Here is a 25,008-nt window from a genome sequence, read left to right as displayed (position 1 = left end):
CGCCGCCGCACTAGGTCTCCTGTCGACCGAGCCGTCCCGGTGCATCCGCACACAGCTGCGCTGAAGCGACAGAGCCACCGCATCCATCGGTCGGATGCGGAGGCTCTGTCGTCGGATCCATCGGCTAACCGGCCAGGCACCCCGGGCCGAGCAGCGCCTTCAGGTCGCCCATGAGGGCGGAGGACGGGGAGACGCGCAGGTTGTCGGCGACCTTGAGCAGGGTTGTCTTCTCCCGGGATCCGACGTGGCGGATGTGGACGTCGGCGGTGCCGGGGTGGCTGGACAGCACGCGCTTGAGGGCGCTGACCTTGTCCGGGGTGCACAGGCGGGTCGGGATGGTGACGGCGAGGGGTTTCTCCACGCCGATCGCGGACAGATCAGGTACCACCAGATCGTTGGCGATCAGGGAGACCCGGTCGTCGCGGACCGAGACGCGGGCCTTGACCAGCACCACGGCGTCGTCGACGATGTCCATGCCGTACACCGAATAGGACTGCGGGAAGAACAGCACCTCGATCCCACCGGTGAGATCCTCGAGCTGGGCCGAGGCCCAGGGCAGGCCGTTCTTGTTGACGCGGCGGTTCACCGAGGCCAGGATGCCGCCGATGGTGACCTGCGCGCCGTCCTTGACATCGCCCTGCAGAATCGCCGGAATCGGCGTATCCGCCTGTGCCGCGAGGACGTGCTCGACACCGTTGAGCGGATGCCCGGACACGTACAGCCCCAGCATCTCCCGCTCCAGCGCGAGCTTGTGCTTGGACTCCCACTCCTCGTCGGGCACCTTCACATCGAAGACCGAGGCCATCGATTCGTCACCGTCGTCCAGCCCGCCGAACAGGTCGAACTGGCCGATCGCCTCGGCCTTCTTGGTGGACATCACCGCGTCGATGGCATCGGAGTGCACCAGCAGCAGCCCCTTGCGGGGATGATCGAGCGAGTCGAAAGCGCCTGCCTTGATGAGGGATTCGGTGACCTTCTTGGTGCAGGCGACGGTGTCGATCTTGTTCAGGTAATCGGAGAAGTCGGTGTACTTCGACTTCTCCTTGCGGGCGGCGATGATCGAGGCCACCACGTTCGCGCCGACGTTGCGCACCGCACCCAGCCCGAACCGGATATCCGCGCCGACCGAGGCGAAGTTGTGCTCGGACTCGTTCACATCCGGCGGCAGCACCGTGATCCCGAGGCGACGGCAGTCGGACAGGTAGACCGCGGCCTTGTCCTTGTCGTCGCCGACGCTGGTGAGCAGGGCGGCCATGTATTCGGCCGGATAGTTCGCCTTCAGATACGCGGTCCAGTACGACACCAGGCCGTAGGCGGCGGCGTGCGATTTGTTGAACGCGTATCCGGCGAACGGGAGGATGGTGTCCCACAGCGCCTTGATCGAGGCCTTGGAGAATCCGTTCTCCAGCATGCCCTTCTCGAAGCCCTCGAACTCCGCCTCGAGGACCTCGGCCTTCTTCTTACCCATCGCGCGGCGCAGAATGTCCGCTCGGCCGAGCGAGTATCCGGCCACCTTCTGCGCGACGTGCATGATCTGCTCTTGATAGACGATCAGGCCGAAGGTCTCACCCAGGATGTCCTTCAGCGGCTCCTCGAGCTCCGGATGGATCGGCTTGACCTCTTGCCGGTCGTTCTTGCGGTCGGCGTAGTCGTTGTGCGCGTTCATGCCCATCGGGCCGGGGCGGTACAGCGCGCCGACCGCCACGATGTCCTCGAACGCGGTGGGCTGCATGCGGCGCAGCAGATCTCGCATGGGCCCACCATCGAGCTGGAACACGCCGAGAGTGTCGCCGCGCGACAGCAATTCGAAGGTGGCGGGATCGTCCAGCGGCAGATTGTCCATGTCGAGTTCGACGCCGCGGTTGGCCTTGATGTTGTCCAGCGCGTCACCGATCACCGTGAGGTTGCGCAGGCCCAGGAAGTCCATCTTCAGCAGGCCGATGGCCTCACACGACGGGTAGTCCCAGCCGGTGATGATGGCGCCGTCCTGCGCGCGCTTCCACACCGGGATCGCGTCGGTGAGCGGCTCGGAGGACATGATGACCGCGCAGGCGTGCACGCCTGCGTTGCGGATCAGGCCCTCGAGTCCCTTGGCCGTCTGATAGATCTTGGCGATCTCCGGATTGGTCTCGATCAGGGTGCGGACCTCGGCGGCTTCCTTGTACCGCTCGTGCTCGGGATCGGTGATGCCCGAGACCGAGATGTCCTTGGCCATGATCGGCGGCGGCAGCGCCTTGGTGATCTGGTCGGCGATCGCGAAACCGGGCTGACCGTGCAGGACTCGGGCCGAATCCTTCAGCGCGGCCTTGGTTTTGATGGTGCCGAAGGTGATGACCTGGGCGACGCGGTCGGTGCCCCACTTCTCCGAGGCGTAGCGCACCATCTCACCGCGGCGGCGATCGTCGAAGTCGATATCGATATCGGGCATCGACACGCGCTCGGGGTTCAGGAACCGCTCGAACAGCAGACCGTGCGGCAGCGGGTCGATATTGGTGATGCCCAGCGCGAAGGCGACCAGCGAACCCGCCGCGGAACCACGGCCGGGGCCGACGCGGATGCCGACGTCGCGCGCGTGGTTGATCAAGTCGCCGACGACCAGGAAGTAGGCCGGGAAGCCCATCTCCAGGATGACGCCGATCTCGTATTCGACCTGATCGATGTACTTCTGCGGCGGGCCACCCGGAAAGCGGCGATCCAGACCGCGGCGCACTTCCTCACGCAGCCAGCTGGCCTGATCGTGCCCCTCGGGCACCGGGAAGATCGGCATCCGGTCGCGGTGTGTCCACACGTCGTCGTAGGACTGCACCCGCTCGCCGATCCACACCGTGTTGTCGCAGGCGCCGGGCACCTCGGCGTCCCAGATCGCGCGCATTTCGTCGGCGGACTTGAGGTAGTAGCCGCTGCCGTCGAATTTGAAGCGGGTCGGGTCCGAGAGCGTCTTGCCGGTCTGAATGCACAGCAGCGCTTCGTGGTTGGTGGAGTCGGTCTCGTGCACGTAGTGGCAGTCGTTGGTGGCCAGCGCGGGAATGTCCAGCTTCCGGCCGACCTCGAGCAGGCCCTGGCGCACCCGCGTCTCGATGGACAGGCCGTGGTCCATCACCTCGAGGAAGAAGTTCTCCTTACCGAAGATCTCCTGCCATTTGGCGGCGGCCTCCAGCGCCTCGCGCTCGTGGCCCAGGCGCAGCCGGGTCTGCACCTCGCCCGAGGGGCAGCCGGTGGTGGCGATGATGCCCTCGGCGTGCTCGGCGATGATCTCCGCGTCCATACGCGACCACTTGCCGAGCTGACCCTCGATCGAGGCCAGCGAGGAGAGCTTGAACAGGTTGCGCAGACCGGTCGCGTTCTCCGCGACCATCGTCATGTGGGTGTAGGCGCCCGAACCCGAGACGTCGTCACCCTTCTGGCTCGGATCACCCCACTGGACACGTTTGGTGTTGAACCGCGACTCGGGCGCGATGTACGCCTCGATGCCGATGATCGGCTTGATGCCCTGCTTCTTGGCCGAGTTGTAGAACTCCGAGGCGCCGAACATGTTGCCGTGGTCGGTCATGCCGACGGCGGTCATGCCGAGCCGCTCGGCCTCCTTGAACAGGGGCGTTATCTTCGCCGCGCCGTCGAGCATCGAGTACTCGGTGTGGTTGTGGAGGTGAACGAATCCCGAGGCTGACACGGGTAGAGATTATGCCCCGGGTACGACAGGAATCGCCGGAGGTGGTCGAGGGTCCGCGGGAAAGGGCATGTGATAGCAGTGCGGTCGTGTCGGATACGCGTGCCCGATGCCGAAAACCAGTGTGTACGGCAGGGGTTTTGGGGGAATGATGTGCGTGTGCGCGAGATCCCCGGGACGATTCGGGTAGTTCGCTACGCGCGCAAGGCTTATGCGTGGGGCGGGAGGATCCAGTTATGAAACGTCTGGTTGTGTGCTGTGACGGCACCTGGGGATCGGCGAGCAATCCGTTGGTGTCCAACGTCGTCAAGATCGCGGAATCGCTCCGGTTGGACATCACGGCGGAAGCCGGGGGTTCGGTCGGGCAGCGGGTGTTCTACACCGATGGGCCCGGCTCGCGCGGGTACCTTCTCGACAAATACCTCGGCGGTGCGTTCGGCCTCGGTCTGGACGCGGGGCTGTCCACCATGTACTGGCAGTTGGTGCTGAACTGGGAACCCGGTGACGAGATCTTCGTCTTCGGATTCAGCCGCGGCGCCTACATCGCCCGCAGTCTCACCGGTCTGATCAACCGGATCGGTCTGCTGACCGCCGAGGCGATGATCGACGGCCGGTATCCGGAGGCGATGCGGATCTTCCGGCAGCGCAAGGAACATCCGGACGACGCGGATCCGCCCGAGTGGGCCGAGTTCCGCTCCCGGTACTGCCACAGTCCGGTGCCGGTCAAGTTCGTCGGCGTCTTCGACACCGTCGGCGCGATGGGCGTTCCCGGAATCACCTCGTGGCGCTATCGATTCCACGATCTGCGGCTGTCGCCGGGCGTGCACACCGCGCGTCAAGCACTGGCCGTCGACGAGCGGCGACGCATCTATGAGCCCTGCCTGTGGGAGGTCACCGACGAGGCCGGGGTCACCCAGCAGCGGCCCGATCGGGTCAAGCAGGTGTGGTTCGAGGGCTGCCACACCGATATCGGCGGTGGAATGCCCGACAGCCGGCTCTCGGACCGGACGTTGCGGTGGATGGTGCGCGAGGCGCGCGAACAGGGTCTGGAATTCGACGACGACCTGCTGGCCAAGATCTTCGAGCGCGGCGAAACCGCCACCGGGCCGGTACATCCGAGTAACAACCTGACCGTCGGCTACCGGTTCACCAACCTGATCGGACGGCTGTTCAATCCACGCAATCCGCGGTTCTACCGGGATGCCTGGCGTCGGCTGGCCGCACCCGAGGACAAGCGCGTGTACCTGGCCTCCTGCGCGAAACCGCATACGGAATACGACCCCCCGAACGTGCAGCGCTGGGGGCAGGAGTGCGGTGACCACATCCCCGTCGAGCACACCGGAAATCCCACTGCCACACCGAGTCCCGCCGGGCAGGAACAGGTCCCGGCCTGACGACGACACCACCCCGATCGATGAGATGTCTCACCACTAAAGCGCCGCGCAACGTGCCCGGACGGCGAAGCGTCTCCGTTCGCTGGAAATCGCCCGCGAAGCGAAAGGCTCAATAAGAACACCCCAAGGGTTTTCGGCGCGGGCTCGTGGTTCAGCCCTCGAAGCGCATGGCCGAAGGCCGAGTCTCGAGGGCTGAACGACGAGCCTTACAGCGCCGAAAACCCGCCGGAGCGAAGCGGAGGCCAAAATTACCGCACCAGCAGCGCTACCGGTAGCCGGGTGAACAGCTTCTCCAAGCGAACGCGCGTGGTGAAGGTGTGCCCGGTGAGGCGATCGGTCCAGGTGCCCGGCGGTAGGTCCAATGCCGCATCGCCCCAGCCGGTTTCGTTCAGCCGGACGCTGTGGCGGGTGGCGGCCACGATCACCTGCGGCGGCTCGTCCACCCGGCCGCGGGCGTAGGCGATCAGATGTCCGGCGCGGTCGCCCGCGGCGAACAGCGGCGTGTACGCCCCGCCGACGAAGCATTCGGGACGTTCGCGCCGCAGCCACAGCGCGTAGGCCACGATCCACATCTTGGCCGCGCCGCTGGAATCCAATTCCGGTGTGCCGGTGAGCGATTGCAGCATCGAGAGGCGATGACCGAAATCGACCGGGCGACGGTTGTCCGGATCGACGAGTGAATCCTCCCAGAGTTCACAACCCTGGTAGATGTCCGGGATGCCGGGGCCGCAGAGCTGAAGCAGCTTCTGCGACAACGCATCCGACCACGCGTGCGGTGCGAGCTTGATCACCGTCTCCGACAGTCCGCCGCCGACCTGGCCGTCGATCACCGCGTCGATCCACTGGTGCAGCGCGGACTCGAATTCGAGATCCGGTTCCTCCCAGGAGGTTTTGGTGCCTGCTTCGCGAGCCGCTTTCTCCGCGAACAGATGCAGCCGCTCGCGCAGGCCCGCGACCGTCGCGGCGGGCCGCCCGTCGTTGGGCCACATGCCGAACATGTTCTGCAGCAGGAACAGCGCCGTCGCCTCGTCCGGCGGCGGAGTGTTCTCGAACCAGCGGGGCACCGATTCGGCCCACAGCTCCGCGGCCTGGGACAGCACCCCGATCCGGGCGCGCACGTCCTCGCCGCGTTTGGTGTCGTGCGTGCTCAGCGTCGTCATCGTGGCGGGCCAGCGTTGGGCGCGTTCGGAATTGGCGAGATGGAACTCCAGCACCGACCGGCCGAACCGGGCCGGATTGCCGCCCACCTCCTGCAGCGAGACCAGTCGCGCGCCCTGGTAGTACATGGTGTCCTCGACCGCCTTGGCGGTCACCGCCCCGCACACCTGATGCAGCCGCACGGCCGCCTCGCCGTTCGCCGCCAGCGCGGTGACCAGCACCGACAGCGGTGCGGTCAACTCGCTGTTGCGTTTGCACACCTTCTGGACCACCGCGGTGATCATCCCCGCCAGCGGTGCGTAGTCGGTGCGGTACACCGGCATGAACGAGAGCACCTCGATGGTGGCGTTGGTCAGCGCCATATCGCTGATCGGCACGGTGTCGATGCCGCTGACTCCCGCGTCGCGCTTGATCGCGGCGACGAGCCTGCGGATCTCGGGCACCAGCATCGTCTCGGCCACGGCGCGTTTGATGCGATGTTCGTTGTTGCCGATCCACGCGCCGTTGCTGCCGTGCCCGCAGTACTTGCGTGACAGCTCGGTGAGAGCCTTCTCGCCGTCCGCATCGATCAGCACCCCGCCCAGGTCCGCCAGTGCGTCGTAGCCGGTGGTGCCGTCGATGGGCAGCATCGCGTCGAGCGGCTCGCGATTGGAGAGCACCTTCTCCACCATCAGCAGCCGATGCGGGCCGATCAGCCGTCGCAGGCGGGCCAGATAGGCCGCGGGATGGGCCAGACCGTCCGGATGATCCACGCGCACACCGTCGATCACATCGTGTTCACACCAGGCGGACAGTTCGCGGTGGGTGATCTCGAAGACCGCCGGATCCTCCTGCCGGATCGCCGCCAGGCTCGACACCGAGAAGAACCGGCGGTAGGTGCAGATCCCGGCCTTCCAGCTGACCAGGCGGTAGTGCTGCTTGTCGTGGATCCGCAGCGCGTTCTCCCCGTCGGTGCCCGGGGCGATGGGGAAGCGCAGATCGTGCAGTGCCAGCATCGGTTCCGGGCCGCTGCGATCGACGGTCAGTGCGGCCGGATCGTTCTCGTTCTGCAGCACCGGCAACGCGAGGCGACCGCCCGCGCCGTTGCTCGGAGACCAGTCGATGTCGAAGAAGTGGGCGAACTGGGATTTGCGGCCGTGGCACAGCACGTCCCACCACCACGGGTTCTGTCGCGGATCGCTCACCCCGACGTGGTTCGGCACCAGATCGACGATCAAACCCATTCCGCGGCTGCGCAACTCGTCCGACAGGGCTTTGAGCCCGGACGGGCCGCCCAGTGCGGCGGACACCGTCGTCGGATCGGTGACATCGTAGCCGTGTGCGGAACCGCGCATCGCACTCATGACCGGGGACAGATACAGATGCGAGATGCCCAGTTGCTGGAGGTATTCCGCGATCGCACGGGCATCGGCGAAGGTCAACGCATCCGGTCGCAGTTGCAACCGATAGGTGCTGCGGACGTTCGTCTGCCGGAGCACCGGTGTGGTGTGGGACTCGGTGGAAGCGAATTCTGTCATCTCTGTCTTGATCTCATCATGGCGTGCGTGCGGCCCTACATCCTCGCCCACGTCGGCTCCTGCGCATCGTGCCGGTCGGTCCGGCGCAATACCAGCAGACAACGGTCGGGCACCTCGACCACGGCCGGCGTGTCGTAGTCGATCGGTGCGTGTCCGGTGGGGGTCGAACAATCCAGGGCCACCGACCACCGGGTGCCGAAATCCGGTCCCGGCAGGGTGAACTCGATGGGGGAGTCGTGGGCGTTGAAACACAGCAGGAACGAATCGTCCCGGATGCGCTCGCCGCGCGGTCCCGGCTCGTTGATCCGCGAGCCGTTCAGGAAGACCGCCAGCGTGCGACCGAATCCGGAATCCCAGTCCGCGGCGGTCATCTCGGCTCCGGAGGGGGTGAGCCAGGCGATGTCGGGGGCGTCCAGGCGACCGTCGCGGTCGTCGTCCGCGCCGGGTCGGCCGTCGAAGAAGCGGCGGCGGCGGAACACCGGATGCTCGGTGCGCAGTGCCAGGGCGGCGCGGGTGAACCGCAGCAGGTCCGAGTTCTTCTGCGCCAGAGACCAATCCACCCAGGACAGCGCGGAGTCCTGGCAGTAGGCGTTGTTGTTGCCGAGCTGGGTGCGGCCCATCTCGTCGCCGTGCAGCAGCATCGGGGTGCCCTGTGAGAGTGCGAGGGTGGCGATCATGTTGCGCGTCTGGCGATCTCGCAGCGCCAGGACTCCGGGGTCGTCGGTCGGACCCTCCACGCCGCAGTTCCAGGATCGGTTGTAGTTCTCGCCGTCGCGATTGTCCTCGCCGTTGTCCTGATTGTGTTTGTCGTTGTACGACACCAGATCCCGGAGCGTGAACCCGTCGTGCGCGGTGACGAAGTTGATACTGGCCCCGGGGCGGCGGCCGGTGGCCTCGTACAGATCCGACGAGCCGGTCAGCCGAGAGGCGAACTCGCCCAGCGTCGCCGGTTCACCGCGCCAGTAATCTCGCACGGTGTCACGGTATTTGCCGTTCCACTCGGTCCACAGACTCGGGAAGTTGCCGACCTGATAGCCGCCCTCGCCGACGTCCCAGGGTTCGGCGATGAGTTTGACCTGACTGACCACCGGATCCTGCTGCACCAGATCGAAGAAGGTGGACAGCCGGTCGACGTCGTGCAGTTCGCGGGCCAGGGTGGCGGCCAGGTCGAAGCGGAATCCGTCCACGTGCATCTCCAGCACCCAGTAGCGCAGCGAATCCATGATCAGCTGCAAGGTGTGCGGATGACGCACGTTGAGGCTGTTGCCGGTGCCGGTGTAGTCGACGTAGTGCTGCGGATCATCCTGTGCCAGACGGTAGTACGCGGCGTTGTCGATGCCGCGCAGGCACAGGGTCGGTCCCAGGTGATTGCCTTCACCGGTGTGGTTGTAGACCACGTCGAGAATCACTTCGATCCCCCCGGCGTGCAGTGCCCGCACCATGGCCTTGAATTCGGTGACCGCTGCCCCGGCGCGCGGATCGGCGGCGTATTCGTGATGCGGGGCCAGATAGCCGAAACTGTTGTACCCCCAGTAGTTTCGCAGCCCCTTGTCCAGCAGTAGGCGGTCGTGCACGAACTGGTGCACCGGCATCAGCTCGACCGCGGTGACGCCCAGTCCGACGAGATGATCGACGATCGCCGGATGCGCCATCCCGGCATAGGTTCCGCGCAGTTCGGGCGGCACCTGCGGATGCGTCATCGTCATCCCCTTGACGTGCGCTTCGTAGATGACCGTCTCGTGGTAGGGCCGCCGCGGCGCGCGGTCGTCGGCCCAGTCGAAGTACGGGTTGATCACCACGCCGGTCATGGTGTGCCCCAGCGAGTCCCGGCCCGGCGTGTAGAGCGACGGATCGTTGCCGAACTCGCCCGTGAACGCCTTGCCGTACGGGTCCAGCAACAGTTTGCTCGGATCGCAGCGCAGCCCGCGCTCGGGTTCGAACGGACCGTGCACCCGGAAGCCGTAGCGTTGCCCGGGGCCGATCGTGGGCACGTACGCGTGCCAGACGTAGCCGTCGACTTCCTCGAGCGGGATGCGGACCTCCGCGCCGTCCCGTCCGATCAGGCACAATTCCACCCGCTCGGCGACCTCGGAGAAGAGGGAGAAGTTGGTTCCGGCTCCGTCGTAGGTGGCTCCCAACGGGTACGCGGTGCCCGGCCAGACGCCGAGCGGCGCGACCTCACCGAGTGCGTCGGGTGCAACCATGCCTTCGACAGTAATGGGCGTCGCTGGGTACCCGGTGCGGGTGGGCCGCGAGATGTGGCATTGCACGCATCTCGGGCGGTGGCGCAATCACGCCGCGCGGTGCTCAGCGCAGTGCGCGCCGCCAGGTCTGCCCGAGCAGATCCTTGCCGAAGCTGTGGTGCGGTTCGGACTCGGCGAGTTCGAATCCGGCCCGCTGATAGATGTGCCGGGCCGAGGTCAGCACGTCGTTGGTCCACAGCACCATCTCGCGGTATCCGGCGGCGGTGGCGAACTCGAGGCAGTGCCGGACCAGTGCGGTACCCACGCCCCGACCGCGTGCGGACGGTTCCACCAGGAGCAACCGCAGCCGGGCGGTGTCGTCGTCCTCGTGCATGCAGAACACCGCGCCGAGCCGTTCGCCGCCGGATTCGGCGATCCAGGCGTGCTCGGTGTGCGGGTCGTGTGACTCCAGGAACCCGGTCACGATCCGCGCGACGAGGGTTTCGTAGCTGCCGTCCCAGCCGTATTCGGCGGCGTAGAGGGCGGCGTTTCTGGCGATCACCCAGCCGTAGTCCCCGGGGCGGGGCTCGCGGACGCGCACCGGTGCCTCGTGCCCGTCCAGAATCGCCTCGATGGTGTGCATGGCCTCGACCAGGCGAGTGTGGTCGGCGGCGGGATGGTCCGCGAGCAGGTCGGCGACGCCGCGGCTGGAGCGCTCGTCCAGATCGGCGAAGACCGCGCGGCCCCGGTCGGTGAGCTGCACCTGCTGGCGTCGCGCGTCCTGATCGCTGCGTCGTCGTCCGACGAGTCCGTCCTGTGCGAAACGGGCCAGGATGCGGCTCAGATAACCGGGATCCAGGTCCAGGCTCCGGCGCAGTTCGACCACGTCCGCGGTTTCGGAGTGGGCCAGTTCGAACAGGATTCGCGCTTCGGTCAGCGAGTAGTCGGTATCGACGAGGTGTTCGTGCAGGACGCCGATCAATCGGGTGTAGCGGCGATTGAATTCGCGGACGGCATCGATGTGCTCGGCGGCGACTTCGGCACTCGTGCTGACGGTGTTCATGAGGCTCCGCTTCCGGTTCGCTGATCCTTGACTCGGTCAGAATATTCTTTGACTCCGTCAAAAGATAGCTCTGCGACCTTCGTGTATGAACCGGTTTTCGCATGCAGATGCGGGGGAGTGGGTCGCCGATGGTAACTTGAACGACGTTCAAGGACGCCTTCGTGAAGGATTGCCGTGGCACTGACCCCCGACGAGATCACCGCGCTGGACGCCGCACACGTCTGGCATCCCTACGGCGGTTTCCCGGCTCCGACCGAACCGCTGGTCGTCGCCTCCGCCGCCGGAACCAAACTCACCCTGGCCGACGGCCGCGAGTTGGTCGACGGGATGAGCTCCTGGTGGGCCGCGGTGCACGGTTACCGGCATCCGGTGCTGGACGCGGCGCTGACCGAACAGGCACAGCGGATGAGTCACGTCATGTTCGGCGGCCTGACCCACGAACCCGCGGCGCGACTGTGTCAGTTGCTGGTCGAGCACACCCCTGACGGGCTGGACAAGGTCTTCCTGTGCGACTCGGGTTCGGTGTCGGTCGAGGTGGCCGCCAAGATGTGCCTGCAGTACTGGCGGGCGCTGGGCAAGCCGGGCAAGCGGCGGCTGTTCACCTGGCGCGGCGGCTACCACGGCGACACCTTCACCCCGATGAGCGTGTGCGATCCCGAGGGCGGCATGCATTCGCTGTGGACCGATGTGCTCAGCGAGCAGATCTTCGCCCCCGTCCCGCCGAAGGAATACGAGCCGCAGTACGTCCGCGAACTGGAACGTCTGCTGGCCGAACACGCGGACGAGACCGCCGCGGTGATCGTGGAACCGATCGTGCAGGGCGCGGGCGGTATGCGTTTTCATCACCCGGACTATCTGAACGACCTGCGCCGCCTCTGCGACGAACACGGCATCCTGCTGGTGTTCGACGAGATCGCCACCGGATTCGGCCGCACCGGCACGTTCTTCGCCGCGGAAAGGGTCGGCGTGCGCCCCGACGTCATGTGCGTCGGCAAGGCCCTCACCGGCGGATATCTGACGCTGGCCGCGACCCTGTGCACCTCGCGGATCGCCGAGACGATCAGCGCCGGGCACGGCGGGCTCATGCACGGGCCGACCTTCATGGGCAACCCGCTGGCCTGCGCGGTCGCGGTCGCCTCGATCGAACTGCTGCTCTCGCGCGACTGGTACGGCGAGGTCGCCGGGATCGAGGCCCGGCTGACCGCCGGATTGGCTGCGGCGCAAGAAGTTCCGGGCGTGGTGGAGGTCCGGGTGCAGGGCGCGATCGGCGTCGTGGAACTCGATCATCCGGTCGATATGCGCAAGGCCACGCACGCCGCCGTGGATGCCGGGGTCTGGCTGCGGCCCTTCCGCAACCTCGTCTACACGATGCCGCCGTTCATCAGCAGTCCGGACGATATCGCGCGCATCACCGCGGGCGTGGTCGCCGCCGCCGCGAGCTGAGTGCGTTCGAGCCGAAACATACCCAGCCTTGCTCCTGAACGGCGTTCAAGTATGCTTCTCTCCTGTGAGTAGCGATCCGTTGAGCTGGTTGGACGAGCGGGCCACCGCGCGGGTGAGTGCCGGACTGCGGCGGGAACTGCGGGCGCGCCGGCCGCGGTCCGCGGCGATCGATCTGGCCTCCAACGACTATCTGGGGCTGTCCCGGCATCCCGAGGTGATCGCCGCCGCGGTCGATGCCGTGCGCACCTGGGGAACCGGGTCGACCGGGTCGCGGTTGGTGACCGGGACGACGACCGCGCACGAGGAATTCGAGGCCGAACTGGCCGAATTCGTCGGCGCGGAGGCGGGATTGGTGTTCGCCACCGGATACGCCGCCAACCTCGGGGTGGTCACGGCACTGGCCGGGCGCGGATCCCTGGTGGTGTCCGATGCGGGCAGCCACGCCTCGCTGGTCGACGCCTGCCGCCTCTCCCGGGCCCGGGTCGAGATCGCCCCGCACTGTGACGTCGACGCGGTGGATCGCCTGCTGGCCGAGCGCACCGAGGAGCGGGCGCTGGTGCTCACCGATTCGGTGTTCAGTGCCGACGGTGATCTCGCGCCGCTGACCGATCTGCATCGCGTGGTCAGCGCCAACGGCGCGGTGCTGATCGTCGACGAGGCGCACGGTATCGGCGTGCGCGGCGAGGGCGGGCGCGGGCTGGTGCACGAGGTGGGCCTGGCCGGGCTGCCCGATCTGATCGTCACCGCGACACTGTCCAAAGCCCTTGCCGCGCAAGGTGGTGCGGTGCTGTCCAGCGAGCGCGTGCGGGCGCATCTGATCGATTCGGCGCGCACGTTCATCTTCGATACCGGTCTGGCCCCGGCGGCCGTCGGCGCGGCGCGCGCGGCACTGGGACTGTTGCGCCGGGATCCGGAGATGGGCGGGCGCGTGCTGACCCGCGCGGCGCAGATCGCGCGTATCGCCGGTGTGTCGCAGCCGGATTCGGCCGTGGTGTCGGTGGTGCTCGGTCGGGCGCAGGTCGCCTACGACGCCGCCTGTGAATGCCGGGAGCGCGGACTGAACGTCGGATGCTTCCGCCCGCCGTCGGTGCCCGAGGGCACCTCGCGGCTGCGGCTGACCGCGCGCGCGGATCTCACCGATGCCGAGATGGATACCATCGCAACGGTTCTCGGCGAGGTGCTGGCGCAGGCGCGCGCCGGAACGCTGGATCGGGAGCCGCAACCCGCCGGTGTGTCCGCGTCCGCGTCGTAAACGTTGTTTCCTGCTGTAGGAGTGAGGATCTCGTGAGTGTTCTGATCGTGACCGGCACGTCGACCGATGTCGGCAAGACGATCGTCACCGCGGCGCTGGCGGCCGCGGCGCGCTCGGCCGGACGTTCGGTGGCGGTCTGCAAACCGGCCCAGACCGGTGTGCAGCCGGGCGAGCCAGGCGATCTCGCCGAGGTCGGCAGGCTCGCCGGTGTCACGCGCACACTGGAATTGGCCCGCTATCCGGACCCGCTCGCCCCCGACACCGCCGCCCGTCGCTGCGGCAGTCCGCTGCTGACCCTGACCGAGACGGTCGCGGGCGTGGAGTCGCTCGCCGACGCCGATCTGACGCTGGTGGAGGGTGCGGGCGGACTGCTGGTCCGGATGGGCGATTTCACGGTGCTGGATCTGGCCCAGAAGATGAACGCGCCCGTGCTGGTGGTCGCCGCCGCGGGCCTGGGCACCCTCAATCACAGTGAGCTGACCACCCGTGCGTTGTCCGCCGCGGGCGTGCCCTGCGCGGGTCTGGTCATCGGATCCTGGCCCGTCGCACCGGATCTGGCCTCCGACTGCAACCGTGCCGATCTGCCCGCGGTCACCGGTGTGGACCTGGTCGGCAGCATTCCGGAGGGTGCGGGCCGCTGGACTCCGGAACGTTTCGCGAAGTCCGCCCCGGGCTGGTTCGAGCCCGCGTGGACGCAGCGCTATCTCACAGCGTGATCGTCACCGAGGGTGGCCGCATCGAGTCGGTTCGCTTCGCCGGGTCCGAGCTAAGGCCCTCGGCCTGATCGCCGCCGGGCCGGTGCTCAGCGCACCCGGCTGCCCAGCAGGTGCCGCACACCGCCGAGGAACAATTGCAGACCGAAATCGAAACGATCGGTGGCACTGGGTGTTTCGCCGTCGGTGAGTGATTCGTGCACCGGCGAGGACTCCTCGGCCAGCGCGCCCGCCGAATCCATCTGCATGCGCGACTGCTCGTCCACCGTCCCGCCCAGCACGTAGTACAGCAGTGTGTAGGCGGCCTGATCGGCCTCTTCGCGAGTCATCCCGCCGCGAATCAGCGCCCCGGCCAACCGTTCCCGGCCCTTGCTGGTGGTCAGGCGGGAGGCGTAGGTGGCCGAGACCACCTCGGCCCCATCGCGGTAGGCCAGCAGGCACGAGCGCAGCCGATGGGCGAGTTCGGTGACCTGTCCGGACCAGTCGTCCGCATCGACCGTGTCCTCCATCGGCGCGAGAATCCGATCGGCCACCGCGCCGAGCAGGGCCTGTTTGTTGGGGAAGTGCCAGTACAGCGCCCCGGGTTGGACGTGCAGGGAGGTCGCCAGCCGGCGCATCGTCAGATCGGCCAGTCCGTACTGGTCGAGTATGGCGACGGCTCCGTCGACGACGTCGGTGCGGTGCAACTGCACGGGGTGGCCCTTTCTGACGACCTTCTTTTTTACGAGCTTTGACTTCCTGTCTGCAGGTACCTTAGCCTGAACACCGTTCAAGTACATTGTTCACGTTGCGCGGCCGCCCCGGCCAGAAGAAGGGATTCGTGCTGTGACCCAGGCACCCGTCAAGACCGACGTCGATATTCTGGCGACCGCTCGCGAGCAGGTGCTCGAGCGCGGCGTCGGACTCACCCAGGAGCAGACCGTCGAGGTGCTGCGGCTCGGGGATGATCGGCTCGAGGAGCTGCTGGGCCTGGCGCACGAGGTGCGGATGCGCTGGTGCGGTCCCGAGGTCGAGGTCGAGGGCATCATCTCGCTCAAGACCGGCGGCTGTCCCGAGGACTGCCACTTCTGCTCGCAGTCGGGCCTGTTCCAGTCGCCCGTGCGTGCGGCCTGGCTGGATATCCCCTCGCTGGTCGAGGCCGCCAAGCAGACCGCCAAGACCGGCGCGACCGAATTCTGCATCGTCGCGGCCGTGCGCGGCCCGGACGAGCGGCTGATGGCGCAGGTCGCGGCCGGCGTCGAGGCCATCCGCAACGAGGTCGACATCCAGGTCGCCTGCTCGCTGGGCATGCTCAACCAGGAGCAGGTCGACCAGCTCGCCGCGATGGGCGTGCACCGCTACAACCACAACCTGGAAACCTCAAAGTCGCACTTCCCGAACGTGGTCACCACGCACACCTGGGAGGAGCGCTGGGGCACCCTGCGCATGGTGCGCGAGGCCGGTATGGAGGTGTGCTGCGGCGGCATCCTCGGCATGGGTGAGACCATCGAGCAGCGTGCCGAGTTCGCCGCGCAGCTGGCCGAACTCGAGCCCGACGAGGTGCCGCTGAACTTCCTGAACCCGCGTCCGGGCACCCCGTTCGGGGATCTCGAGGTGCTGCCCGCGGCCGAGGCGCTCAAGGCCGTGGCCGCCTTCCGGCTCGCGTTGCCGCGCACCATCCTGCGTTTCGCGGGCGGCCGGGAGATCACCCTCGGTGATCTGGGCGCCAAGCAGGGCATCCTCGGCGGCATCAACGCCGTCATCGTCGGCAACTACCTGACCACGCTGGGCCGTCCCGCCGAGGCCGACCTGGACCTGCTGGGTGAGCTGAAGATGCCGATCAAGGCGCTCAACGAAACTCTCTGATCGCGCCGTGACCGAGCCGGGCGCGGACCGCCGGTACGGTGAAGGTATTGTCGAGCAGCCCTACCGCTGCACTTCATCGAGGGGTTTTCGCAGAAGTGGTCGTCGATATGGAAGAGCGCTACAACCCGTTCACGGGTAAGCGAATCGTCGCGGGCCTGGATGATCCGGTCCCCGCGGCAGCCGCGCTGGGCCTCGAGCCGCCGCGGTTCTGTGAGCAGTGCGGACGCCGGATGATCGTGCAGGTGCACCCCGAGGGCTGGTGGGCCAAGTGTTCCCGGCACGGCGTGGTCGATTCGAAATCCCTGGATCGTCGCTGATGGTCCAGCAGGGTGTCGCCGGACCGCCCGCCTCGCGGCGGCGTGAAGTGCGCGCCGCGCTCGCAGTGGTACTCGCGGTGCTGCTGGTCAGCGCGATCGGCGGCGTGGTCTGGGCGGTGCTCGCCCCGACCGAACGCGTCGTCGTCGTGCAGCCCGGCCGCGGTGCGGCGCTGACGGGGGAGAGCGCGCACCGTTTCGACGCGATGGCTCTGTTCGTGTGCGTCGCGATGGTGGTCGGTGTGCTGACCGCCGCCGCGGTGTGGCGGCTGCGCCGGGTGCGCGGCCCGATCATGCAGTGCGCCTTGCTGTTCGCCTCACTCGTCGGCGCGGAACTGATGTCCTGGTTCGGTGAACTGGTCGCCCGCTGGATGCATCCGCACTCGTCGAATCCGCCGCTGCACACCATCGTCGCCATGCCGCCCACGGTCGATGGCTGGCGCAACCTCGTCGAGCACTGGATCCACTCGGACCTCTCCGCCGGAGCGTGGACGGTCGTGCTGGTCCAACCGTTGTTCGCGGCCCTGGTGATCCTCCTGGTCGCCGCTTTGAGCACCTCCGAAGACCTCGGAGTGGGCCCCGTGTATCCCGCCTACACCTCCGAGATCTCCTACGGTCCCTACGGGACGCCGGTGGCGAATGGCATCTCACTGGGCCAGACCGGCCCCTTCGAGGGCGCCGACTCCCGCTGAATCACTGATCAGCGGCCATCTCCGAATCCTTGCGGTCCGCGGCGCATGGTAAGCCGCTGGTGTCGACCGATGACACGAGACGATGGACGAGTCTCCCGGTCGGGGGCACAGATCCCACGGCGGTGAGAATTCCACCCGGCCGATGGCGTCGTCAGGTGTCAGTGCCTGGTTCACCACGGCGAGGCCCTGGAAGTGCTCCGGCGCTGCGGCAGGGTCCGTTTCGCGGTGGATCGGTGATTCGTCGAGTCGAAGGTGTCCGGTCCGGAACTGCGATCACCCCGTCCGGCCTGCGGGTTCGTCGATCACGGCGACCGTGCGAGCGGATTCGGGGACAGGCTGCCTACAGTTCGAGCGAGTGCTGGGATGTGTAGGAGGACACATGGATTCGGGGTCGGCAGGGCGGGGGCGGTTGCGTCCCTCACCGAGGACGCAGTTCTCGGAACGGTTCGTGGAGTTGTTCGAGGCGGCGGGGAATCCGACGTTGCGGCGGGTCGCGGCGGCCTCCGGTGCGCGGATGCGGGCCGCCCGTGCGTCGGGGCAGCCGGGTGGGGTTCCGGTGCAGCGGATCAGCGATTGGAAGGCCGGGCGGAATGTTCCGGCCAAATTCGAGACGCTGCTGCCGGTGTTGCTGACGTTGATCGACGAGGCGCGCAAGTCCAGCCGTCCGGTGCGTCCGGCACTGCTGGATGTTCGGGAGTGGCAGCGGCTGTGGACCGCGTCCAACGAATGGGATCCCAATTCCGACGCGGCGGATGTGGTCTGCCCGTATCTGGGATTGTCGGCGTATCGGGCCGAGGACGCCGAGGTGTTCTTCGGGCGCACCCGGCCGACCACCGAACTGGCCGAGCTGGTCCGCACCACGACGGAATCCGGCGACGGCGGGATGGTGCTGCTGGTCGGCGCATCGGGGGCGGGCAAATCCTCGCTGTTGCAGGCGGGTCTGATTCCCGCGCTGGCAGATCCGGTGCGGGAGTGGGCAGTTGCCACGATGACGCCGGGCGACGATCCGGTGGCCGCGCTGCTGAGCGCGATCACCGACAGTGGTGGGAACGATCCGGGTGAGACGGACTCGGATACAGCGGATCCCATCGCGTCGGCACTGGAGCAGTGGGGTCGGGGTCGACGCCGTCTGCTCGTGGTCGATCAACTGGAGGAACTGTTCACGCTGTGCCGCGACGAATTCCGTCGCGAGACGTTCCTGTCGATACTCGAGAACCTCGCCATTCGCGGTGAATCCGATACGACCGCAGTGGTTCTGGCAGTCCGGGCCGATTTCTACGCGCGCTGCCTGGACGAGCCGGTGCTGGAGGACGCGCTCAAACACCGCAGCTATCTCCTCGGCCCGATGCGCCTGGACGAACTGGCCGAGGCGCTCACCAAACCCGCGGAGGTGGCGGGGTACAAACTGGAATCCGGCCTGGACGAACTGGTGATCAGCGAACTGTGCGGGCTCGGCGGCGGAGGGGACCGCCGAAGCTACGATCCCGGTGCGCTGCCGCTGGTCTCGCACGTGATGGAGGCGGTCTGGCAGCGCCGGGAGGGTTCACGTCTGACCATCGACGGATATCGTTCGGCCGGTGGGGTTCTCGGCTCGGTCTCGGCCACCGCGGAGAAGGCGTGGGCTCAACTCACGGACTTCCAGCAGGGGGTCGGCAAGCAGGTACTGCTGGGTCTGGTCGCGGTCGGTGACGATTCCCGCGACACCCGCCGCAAGGTCTCGCGCGCCGAATTGCTCAGGCAGACAGTGGATGCCGCGGACGCGGCGCTGGATGCCCTGGCCCGAACCCGGCTGATCACGCTCGAGGCCGATATCGCGTATCTCACGCACGAGATCGTCCTGGACGCCTGGCCTCGCCTGCGGTCGTGGATCGATGCGGATCGTGTCGGCTACCTGGAACGGCAACGGCTACAGGTCGATGCCGCCGACTGGATCGAACACGGCCGCGATCCGTCGCTGCTCTACCGAGGTGCGCGGCTGGCCACCGTGGGCGAACACGCCCGCAAGGGCCCACTCGGTCCGGGCGCGGAGGAATTCCTGGCCGCATCCGAGACGGCGCGGCGGCGTGCCCGGCGACGTTCGCAGGTCCGCCGCTCGGCGTTGGTCCTGTTGACGGTGGTGTCGGTCGCATTGGCGGGCGTCGCATTCCTGCAGAGCCGCAAGGCATCCGAGCAGCGGGACAGTGCGATATTCAATTCGGTTCTGGCCGAAGCAGATCGGGTCGAGACGAGTGATCCTTCGCTGTCCGCGCAGCTGGACCTGATGGCGAATCGGCTACGTCCGGGAGATCCGGAAGTGCGGGCGCGACTGGTGAATTCGGAGGGGACGCCACTGGCCAGTGAGCTGGCGGCCCAGCAGGGCGCCATCACCGGAACGGCACTGCGTCCGGATGGCCGAGTGCTGGCATCGGTCGGAAGCGATCAGTCCGTTCGACTGTGGGATACGTCGGACCCTCGAAATCCTCGTCCGATCGGGCAACCCCTGACCGAACCCCCCAATGTCGGTGGCGCTCTGGCTTTCAGTCCGGACGGGACGACGCTGGCGGTGCTGGGTGCGCATCACGGTGTCGCACTGTGGGATGTCCGCAATCCAGTGCGTCCCACGCGCATCGGGGACCTGATACCGGCAGGTTTCGTCGATAGAATCGCCTTCGCCCCGGACGGTCGAACGCTCGTCGTCCCGGGTAAGAGCGGTGGCATCGAATTCTGGGATATCACCGATCCGCGGCAGCCCCGGCTGCTCGGTCCGCCGGTCTCGAACGACACGGTCCGTTCGATCGCTCTCAGTGCGGACTTCCACCGATTGGTACTCACGAGCGACGACGGCGTGCAACTGTGGCAGCTCGATGACCATTTCGGCCACGCGACACTCATCGACCGGATCACGGACAGCTCGCACACCGTGAGTCTGAGTCCGGACGGCCGAACCGTCGCGACCTTGGCCGACGATTCGATCGCGCTGTGGGACGTGTCCGTGCCGGGCGATCCGCAGCGAATCGGCCGACCGATCACCGGCGCCCAGGATTTCGTCGGTTCGCCGCTCGTGTTCAGTGGAGACGGCCGCACTTTGGCTGCGGTGGGTTCCAATGGCCAGGTCATGCTGTGGGACCTGAACCATCCCACGCAACCGGTTGCCGCCGCGGCGCCGCTCGCAGGAGCGAAGGGGTTCGTCGATTCGATCGTGTTCGCTCCGGACGGCCACGCGATAATGGCCGCGGGACAGGACGGATTGATCAGGCTCTGGTCTCGGCCCGAATCCGTACTGCGGCAGTTGCCGCAGGGAAATGTTCTGGCAGCGGAGTCGAATGTTGTTGCGGTCAGCGATGGTTCGGCCATCGAGGTCTGGCGGATCGATGCGGCGATGTCCGCGCATCGAATCGGCCGAATCGAGACCGGGGAAGCGGATTCCGGAGTGCAGCCGCAGATCAGCCCCGATGGAAGGACCCTTGCCCTCTTCCCGTCGTCGGGCGATTTTCGACTCTACGATCTGTCGGGGTCGGGGGGAATCCAGCCGCTGGCCACGATCGAGAAGAGCGGATACATGTACACGGCGGCGTCGTTCAGTTCGGACTCCCGCTCATTGTTCCTCGGCGGGCAGCCGCTCGCCACAGGCTCGGACCATGGCCAGTTCCAGGTCTGGGATATTGCCGATCGTGCACATCCGGTGCCGACCGCGGGGCCTGTCATTACCGGTACCTTCGTGATGGCTGGTCGATTCCTGCCGGGGAACCGATATCTCGCGATCGGTGATTTCAGCGGAACTGTGGATATCTGGGACACATCCGGTTCCTCATCTTCGACCCGCGTGGCGCAGCTGGAGGCCGGGCAGGCCGTGTCCGGGATCAAGTTGCGTTTCACACCGGACGGTCGTGCGCTCATGGGTACGGCCGATGACGAGTCGATACATGTCTGGGATACGACCGATCCGCGCAAACCTGTACTCAGCGGACCGCCGCTGGCCGGTCACGATGCGTACATCGGTTGGCTGGCAGTGGATTCCGGGAACCAGCTCATCTCTGTGGACGTCATCGGCACGGCGCGATTGTGGAATCTGACCGACCGTCGACACCCGACGGGAACCCGCCACGCGCTCATCAGTGCCGCCACCGCTCGCCCGGGACCGGTGACATTCCTGCCCGACGGACACCACCTGGTCGGCACCGGCGCGGACGGACGAGCTCGGCTGTGGGACTTGGATACCGATTCCGCCGTCGCCAGAATCTGTGACATCACCCGGACGACGCTGACACCCGAGGTGTGGCGAGAGCACCTCCCGGACCTGCCGTACCGCCCGCCGTGCCGGTGAGTTCGGTTCTCGGACGGAGATATTCACCGATCGTCGTGCCCGCCGGCTCGTCCGGCGGGCATCGATCCGTCGAATGCCGTTGCACGCCAGTGGATCTCGGGACCATCACTCGATGATCAGGCGCAAGGTGTCCTGAAAGAGATCGTCCACCGTCCGGCCATCCTGGAAATATTCACTGATTCCGGCGATGACCGTGGGGTGCTGTGCGGCGAAGGCGTCGGCGTCGAAGTCGCGCAGCGCGTCCTCGTCGGGTCGGGGGGACTGTTCCTCGAGCACGTGACCGACGGTGAACCGCTCCACGGCGAGCACTCGCAACCGTGCCTCGCGCAACGGAATATCTTGATCCACGAGGGTTTTCATGGCGACCTCGGAAATGCGGTTCATCCGCGTGGAGAGCTGGGCCGCGGAGATCACGCGAGCGCCGTCGGGGTGGGCGAGCAGGGCGCGGCGCAGGCGGGTGGCCAGTTCGGTCAGCCATCGCTGCCAGGGCTCGGCCGGATCCGGTGGGCGCAGGTCGGCGAATTCCTCGGTCAGGATGGCCTCGGCGAGGGCGGTGATCAGCGCGGCCTTGTTGCGAATGTGCCAGTACAACGTCGGCGCCTGCACGCCGAGCCGCTGGGCGAGTTTGCGCAGGCTCACGCCGTCCAAGCCGTTCTCGTCCAGCAGTGCCACGGCCTCCTCGACGACCCGCTGCCTGTTCAATGCCATTCGCACAACCTCTCTGTCGCAATCACTCTATCAGTGTTAGAGTCGACTCTCTAACGGTGTTAGAGAGTCGGTGGAGGCATCATGAAGGCAGCGGTATTGCACGAGGTCGGCGGCGTTCCGAAGTACGAGGACTTCGCCGATCCGGTCGCCGGGGAGGGCGAGGTCGTGCTCGAGGTCAGGGCGGTCGCGGTCGAGAATGTGGACAAGATGATCGCGGCCGGGCAGCACTACGCCTCGAATGCGTATGTGGCCCGGCTGCCGATGATTCCGGGATTCGACGGCGTCGGCGCACTGCCGGACGGCACTCTGGTCGGATTCGCGAATCCGGTGCCGCCCTACGGCGCGCTCGCGGAGCGCACGGTCGTGACCACCGGCAATCTGGCCCCGATACCCGAGGGACTCGATCCGGTGGCCGCGGTCACGCTGGCCTCGGCCATGCCCGCGATGTGCCTGCGCACCGCCGCCGGGCTCACCGCCGGGGAGACGGTGTTGATCCAGGGGGCGACCGGCGTCGCGGGACGGCTCGCGGTGAAGGTGGCCCGGCTGCTGGGCGCGGGGCGGATCGTGGCCACCGGCCGAGACGATCAGGCGTTGAGCGAGGTGGCCGCGCTCGGCGCCGACGCGGTGATCAACACGGCCGTCTCCGATGCGGAGCTGTGCGCCGCGTTCACCCGGGCCGCCCCGGACGGGTATGACGTCGTGCTGGACTTCCTCTGGGGCCGACCCACCGAACTCCTGCTGCGCACCCTCGTTCCCGAGTCCTTCACCCTCGCCGCACCGACCCGGCTGATCCAGGCCGGGGAATCGGCCGGTCCCGCGATCACCCTGCCGGCCGCAAGCATGCGCACCTCCGGCGTCGAGATCTACGGCGCGGGCAAGGGCGCGGACCGGCAATCCATCGGCGCCTCCTACCGACAGGTCGTCGGATGGGCCACCACCGGCGAACTCACCTTCGACGTCGAGCCGGTCACGCTCGGTGAGATCGAATCCGCGTGGCAACACCCCGCACCCCGAGGCAAACGCCTCGTCGTGCAGCCCTGAGGGGAACAGTCGCCGAACCCGCTGTCCCGCAGGAAATTCGGTAGCCGTCCCGTTGGTTGACGGTTACCGTGGCCGACGAACAGCCGACGACGAATGGAAAGGAGGTCGGCGATGAACCACACGCAGGATCGTGCCCGCCCGGCGGACCGATCGACCGAACGCCCCGCCGAACGCGCCGACCTCACCGCCTGGCGTGCCCGCCACGAGCTGCGCAGATCCAATGCCGCACAACCGATTGCGAACAAGCGGACCTACCGTCGCACCTCCAAGCACCGCAAGCGGGATGCCGAGTGACGACCGTCAGGTGCCGCGGGCTCGGCATCGGGGTTTTCGATGGCGTCGACCGTGCGTGCAGGAGTTGAGCCGCTCGACCTCGGACTGGCAGTCCTACCGGTGCAGAGAGCTTCGATCGGATGGGGGAACCCGGCCTCGGCTGGTTCGTCCGCGTGTCCGCCCGAGATCGGCAGGTCGGGGGATGGGGGAGGTATAGAACTGATGGATGACCGCTGATCTGTTCGATCGTGCTCGTGCTGCGCTTCGGGACGCACCGGTGGTGGACGGGCACAATGATCTGCCGTGGGCGATGCGCTCGCATGTGCGCTACGACCTGGATGCGCTGGATCTGGCGGGGGACCTGTCCGGAACTCTGCACACCGATCTGAACAGGTTGCGCGACGGTGGGGTCGGTGCGCAGTTCTGGTCGGTGTACGTGCCGTCGAGTCTGGCGGGGGACCGGGCGGTCAGTGCGACGCTCGAGCAGGTTGATTTCGTGCGGGCGTTGATCGCGCGGTACCCGGATCGGCTGCGGGCGGCGTTCGGCGCGGACGATATGGCGGCCGCACGGGCGCAGGGCAGGATCGCCTCGCTCATGGGAGCCGAGGGCGGGCACAGTATCGACTGCTCGCTGGCCACCTTGCGGTCGCTGTATCTGCTGGGCGTGCGCTATCTGACGCTGACCCACAACGACAATGTGCCGTGGGCGGATTCGGCCACCGACGAGCCGAAGGCGAACGGGCTCACCCGATTCGGCGAGGAGGTCGTCCGGGAGATGAACCGGCTCGGCATGCTGGTGGATCTGTCGCACGTCTCGGACGACACCATGCGCGCGGCGCTCGCGGTGTCGCGAGCGCCGGTGATCTTCTCGCATTCCTCAGCGCGGGCGCTGTGCGATCACCCGCGCAACATTCCCGACGACGTGCTGAAGTCGTTGTCCGCCAACGGCGGTGTGGCGATGGTGACCTTCGTTCCGCAGTTCGTCCTGCCCGCCGCGACGCGCTGGGTGGTGGACGCCGATGCGAATATGCGTGAGCACGGCTTCCATCCGCTCGACACCGGTCCGGCCGCGATGGCCTGCCAGCGGACGTTCGAGGCCGCGAATCCGCGGCCGGTGCCCACGGTCGCCGATGTGGCCGATCACGTCGATCATGTGCGGGAGGCGGCCGGGGTGGATCATGTCGGCCTCGGCGGCGATTTCGACGGAATCGCTTTCGTCACAGCGGGTCTGGACGATGTTTCCGGATATCCGAATCTGATCGCCGAACTCCTGGGGCGCGGCTGGTCCACGTCCGATCTGGGAAAACTCACCTGGCACAACGCCGTTCGGGTCCTACATGATGCCGAGGACGTCGCCCGCGAGTTGCGGCGCACCCGGGCGCCGTCGATCGCGACCATCGATCAGCTGGACGGAAACGACTGAGCAAGTACTCGCGGTCGAA

Annotated in this window: 17 protein-coding genes; 11 read left to right on the top strand and 6 right to left on the bottom strand. The window is 67.1% G+C overall.

Features of this window, described 5'->3' with window-relative positions; translation table 11 throughout:
- Positions 1 to 124 precede the first annotated feature (124 nt).
- A complete protein-coding gene (dnaE, locus tag K7711_RS34600) occupies positions 125 to 3,670 on the bottom strand; it encodes a DNA polymerase III subunit alpha (protein WP_308015081.1) in 3,546 nt (1,181 codons plus the stop codon).
- 233 nt (positions 3,671 to 3,903) lie between these two features.
- Between dnaE and K7711_RS34595 the strand changes: the two genes are divergently transcribed.
- Positions 3,904 to 5,061: a T6SS phospholipase effector Tle1-like catalytic domain-containing protein gene (locus K7711_RS34595; RefSeq protein ID WP_222974843.1), complete on the top strand. Its 1,158-nt coding sequence runs from the start codon at positions 3,904 to 3,906 to the stop codon at positions 5,059 to 5,061.
- 248 nt (positions 5,062 to 5,309) lie between these two features.
- Here K7711_RS34595 and treY read toward each other — a convergent pair whose 3' ends face one another.
- The 3 genes from treY to K7711_RS34580 form a co-directional block, all read right to left on the bottom strand.
- On the bottom strand, positions 5,310 to 7,736 hold the full coding sequence (gene treY, locus K7711_RS34590) for a malto-oligosyltrehalose synthase (protein ID WP_222974841.1): 2,427 nt from the start codon (positions 7,734 to 7,736) through the stop codon (positions 5,310 to 5,312).
- Positions 7,737 to 7,771: 35 nt separating this feature from the next.
- A complete protein-coding gene (gene glgX / locus K7711_RS34585) occupies positions 7,772 to 9,940 on the bottom strand; it encodes a glycogen debranching protein GlgX (protein WP_222974838.1) in 2,169 nt (722 codons plus the stop codon).
- A 103-nt stretch (positions 9,941 to 10,043) separates the two neighbouring features.
- Positions 10,044 to 10,982 carry a bifunctional helix-turn-helix transcriptional regulator/GNAT family N-acetyltransferase gene (locus tag K7711_RS34580; RefSeq protein WP_222974836.1) on the bottom strand — a complete coding sequence of 313 codons (939 nt, stop codon included), beginning with the start codon at positions 10,980 to 10,982 and terminating at the stop codon, positions 10,044 to 10,046.
- Positions 10,983 to 11,156: 174 nt separating this feature from the next.
- Between K7711_RS34580 and K7711_RS34575 the strand changes: the two genes are divergently transcribed.
- From K7711_RS34575 to bioD, 3 genes are all read left to right on the top strand, one after another.
- Positions 11,157 to 12,425 carry an adenosylmethionine--8-amino-7-oxononanoate transaminase gene (locus K7711_RS34575; protein ID WP_222974834.1) on the top strand — a complete coding sequence of 423 codons (1,269 nt, stop codon included), beginning with the start codon at positions 11,157 to 11,159 and terminating at the stop codon, positions 12,423 to 12,425.
- A 64-nt stretch (positions 12,426 to 12,489) separates the two neighbouring features.
- The gene (locus K7711_RS34570) at positions 12,490 to 13,677 is read left to right on the top strand and encodes an 8-amino-7-oxononanoate synthase (RefSeq protein WP_222974832.1); all 1,188 of its coding nucleotides are present in this window, start codon (positions 12,490 to 12,492) and stop codon (positions 13,675 to 13,677) included.
- 32 nt (positions 13,678 to 13,709) lie between these two features.
- Positions 13,710 to 14,393: a dethiobiotin synthase gene (bioD, locus tag K7711_RS34565; protein ID WP_222974830.1), complete on the top strand. Its 684-nt coding sequence runs from the start codon at positions 13,710 to 13,712 to the stop codon at positions 14,391 to 14,393.
- Positions 14,394 to 14,479: 86 nt separating this feature from the next.
- Here bioD and K7711_RS34560 read toward each other — a convergent pair whose 3' ends face one another.
- Complete coding sequence (locus K7711_RS34560; RefSeq protein WP_222974828.1) at positions 14,480 to 15,082, bottom strand: TetR/AcrR family transcriptional regulator C-terminal domain-containing protein; 603 nt, start codon at positions 15,080 to 15,082, stop codon at positions 14,480 to 14,482.
- A gap of 133 nt (positions 15,083 to 15,215) precedes the next feature.
- On the opposite strand from K7711_RS34560, the gene bioB reads away from it, so the two are divergent.
- The 4 genes from bioB (at position 15,216) to K7711_RS34540 (ending at position 21,544) form a co-directional block, all read left to right on the top strand.
- Positions 15,216 to 16,235 (top strand): biotin synthase BioB, encoded by a 1,020-nt coding sequence (gene bioB / locus K7711_RS34555; RefSeq protein WP_222974826.1) that lies wholly within the window; start codon positions 15,216 to 15,218, stop codon positions 16,233 to 16,235.
- A gap of 107 nt (positions 16,236 to 16,342) precedes the next feature.
- Positions 16,343 to 16,552 (top strand): biotin synthase auxiliary protein BsaP, encoded by a 210-nt coding sequence (bsaP, locus tag K7711_RS34550; protein ID WP_040821499.1) that lies wholly within the window; start codon positions 16,343 to 16,345, stop codon positions 16,550 to 16,552.
- Positions 16,552 to 17,241, top strand: coding sequence for a DUF2567 domain-containing protein (locus K7711_RS34545; RefSeq protein ID WP_222974824.1), 690 nt, complete (start codon positions 16,552 to 16,554; stop codon positions 17,239 to 17,241). Before bsaP ends, K7711_RS34545 begins: the two co-directional genes overlap by 1 nt.
- 379 nt (positions 17,242 to 17,620) lie before the next feature.
- On the top strand, positions 17,621 to 21,544 hold the full coding sequence (locus K7711_RS34540) for an nSTAND1 domain-containing NTPase (RefSeq protein ID WP_222974822.1): 3,924 nt from the start codon (positions 17,621 to 17,623) through the stop codon (positions 21,542 to 21,544).
- 105 nt (positions 21,545 to 21,649) lie between these two features.
- Here K7711_RS34540 and K7711_RS34535 read toward each other — a convergent pair whose 3' ends face one another.
- Entirely contained in the window at positions 21,650 to 22,252 is a 603-nt protein-coding gene (locus K7711_RS34535; protein WP_222974820.1) for a TetR/AcrR family transcriptional regulator C-terminal domain-containing protein, read from the bottom strand.
- Between the two features lie 81 nt (positions 22,253 to 22,333).
- Here K7711_RS34535 and K7711_RS34530 point away from each other — a divergent pair, with 81 nt between their 5' ends.
- The 3 genes from K7711_RS34530 (at position 22,334) to K7711_RS34520 (ending at position 24,989) form a co-directional block, all read left to right on the top strand.
- Complete coding sequence (locus K7711_RS34530) at positions 22,334 to 23,293, top strand: quinone oxidoreductase family protein (protein ID WP_222974818.1); 960 nt, start codon at positions 22,334 to 22,336, stop codon at positions 23,291 to 23,293.
- Between the two features lie 111 nt (positions 23,294 to 23,404).
- Complete coding sequence (locus K7711_RS34525; RefSeq protein WP_222974816.1) at positions 23,405 to 23,587, top strand: hypothetical protein; 183 nt, start codon at positions 23,405 to 23,407, stop codon at positions 23,585 to 23,587.
- Between the two features lie 205 nt (positions 23,588 to 23,792).
- Positions 23,793 to 24,989, top strand: coding sequence for a dipeptidase (locus K7711_RS34520; RefSeq protein ID WP_222974814.1), 1,197 nt, complete (start codon positions 23,793 to 23,795; stop codon positions 24,987 to 24,989).
- Positions 24,990 to 25,008: the final 19 nt, after the last annotated feature.

Origin of the sequence: Nocardia coffeae (assembly GCF_019890715.1) — a bacterium.
Taxonomy (GTDB): Bacteria; Actinomycetota; Actinomycetes; order Mycobacteriales; family Mycobacteriaceae; genus Nocardia; species Nocardia jiangxiensis.
The sequence above is the reverse complement of the archived record's forward strand: the minus strand, read 5'-3'. Positions and strand labels throughout refer to the sequence as shown.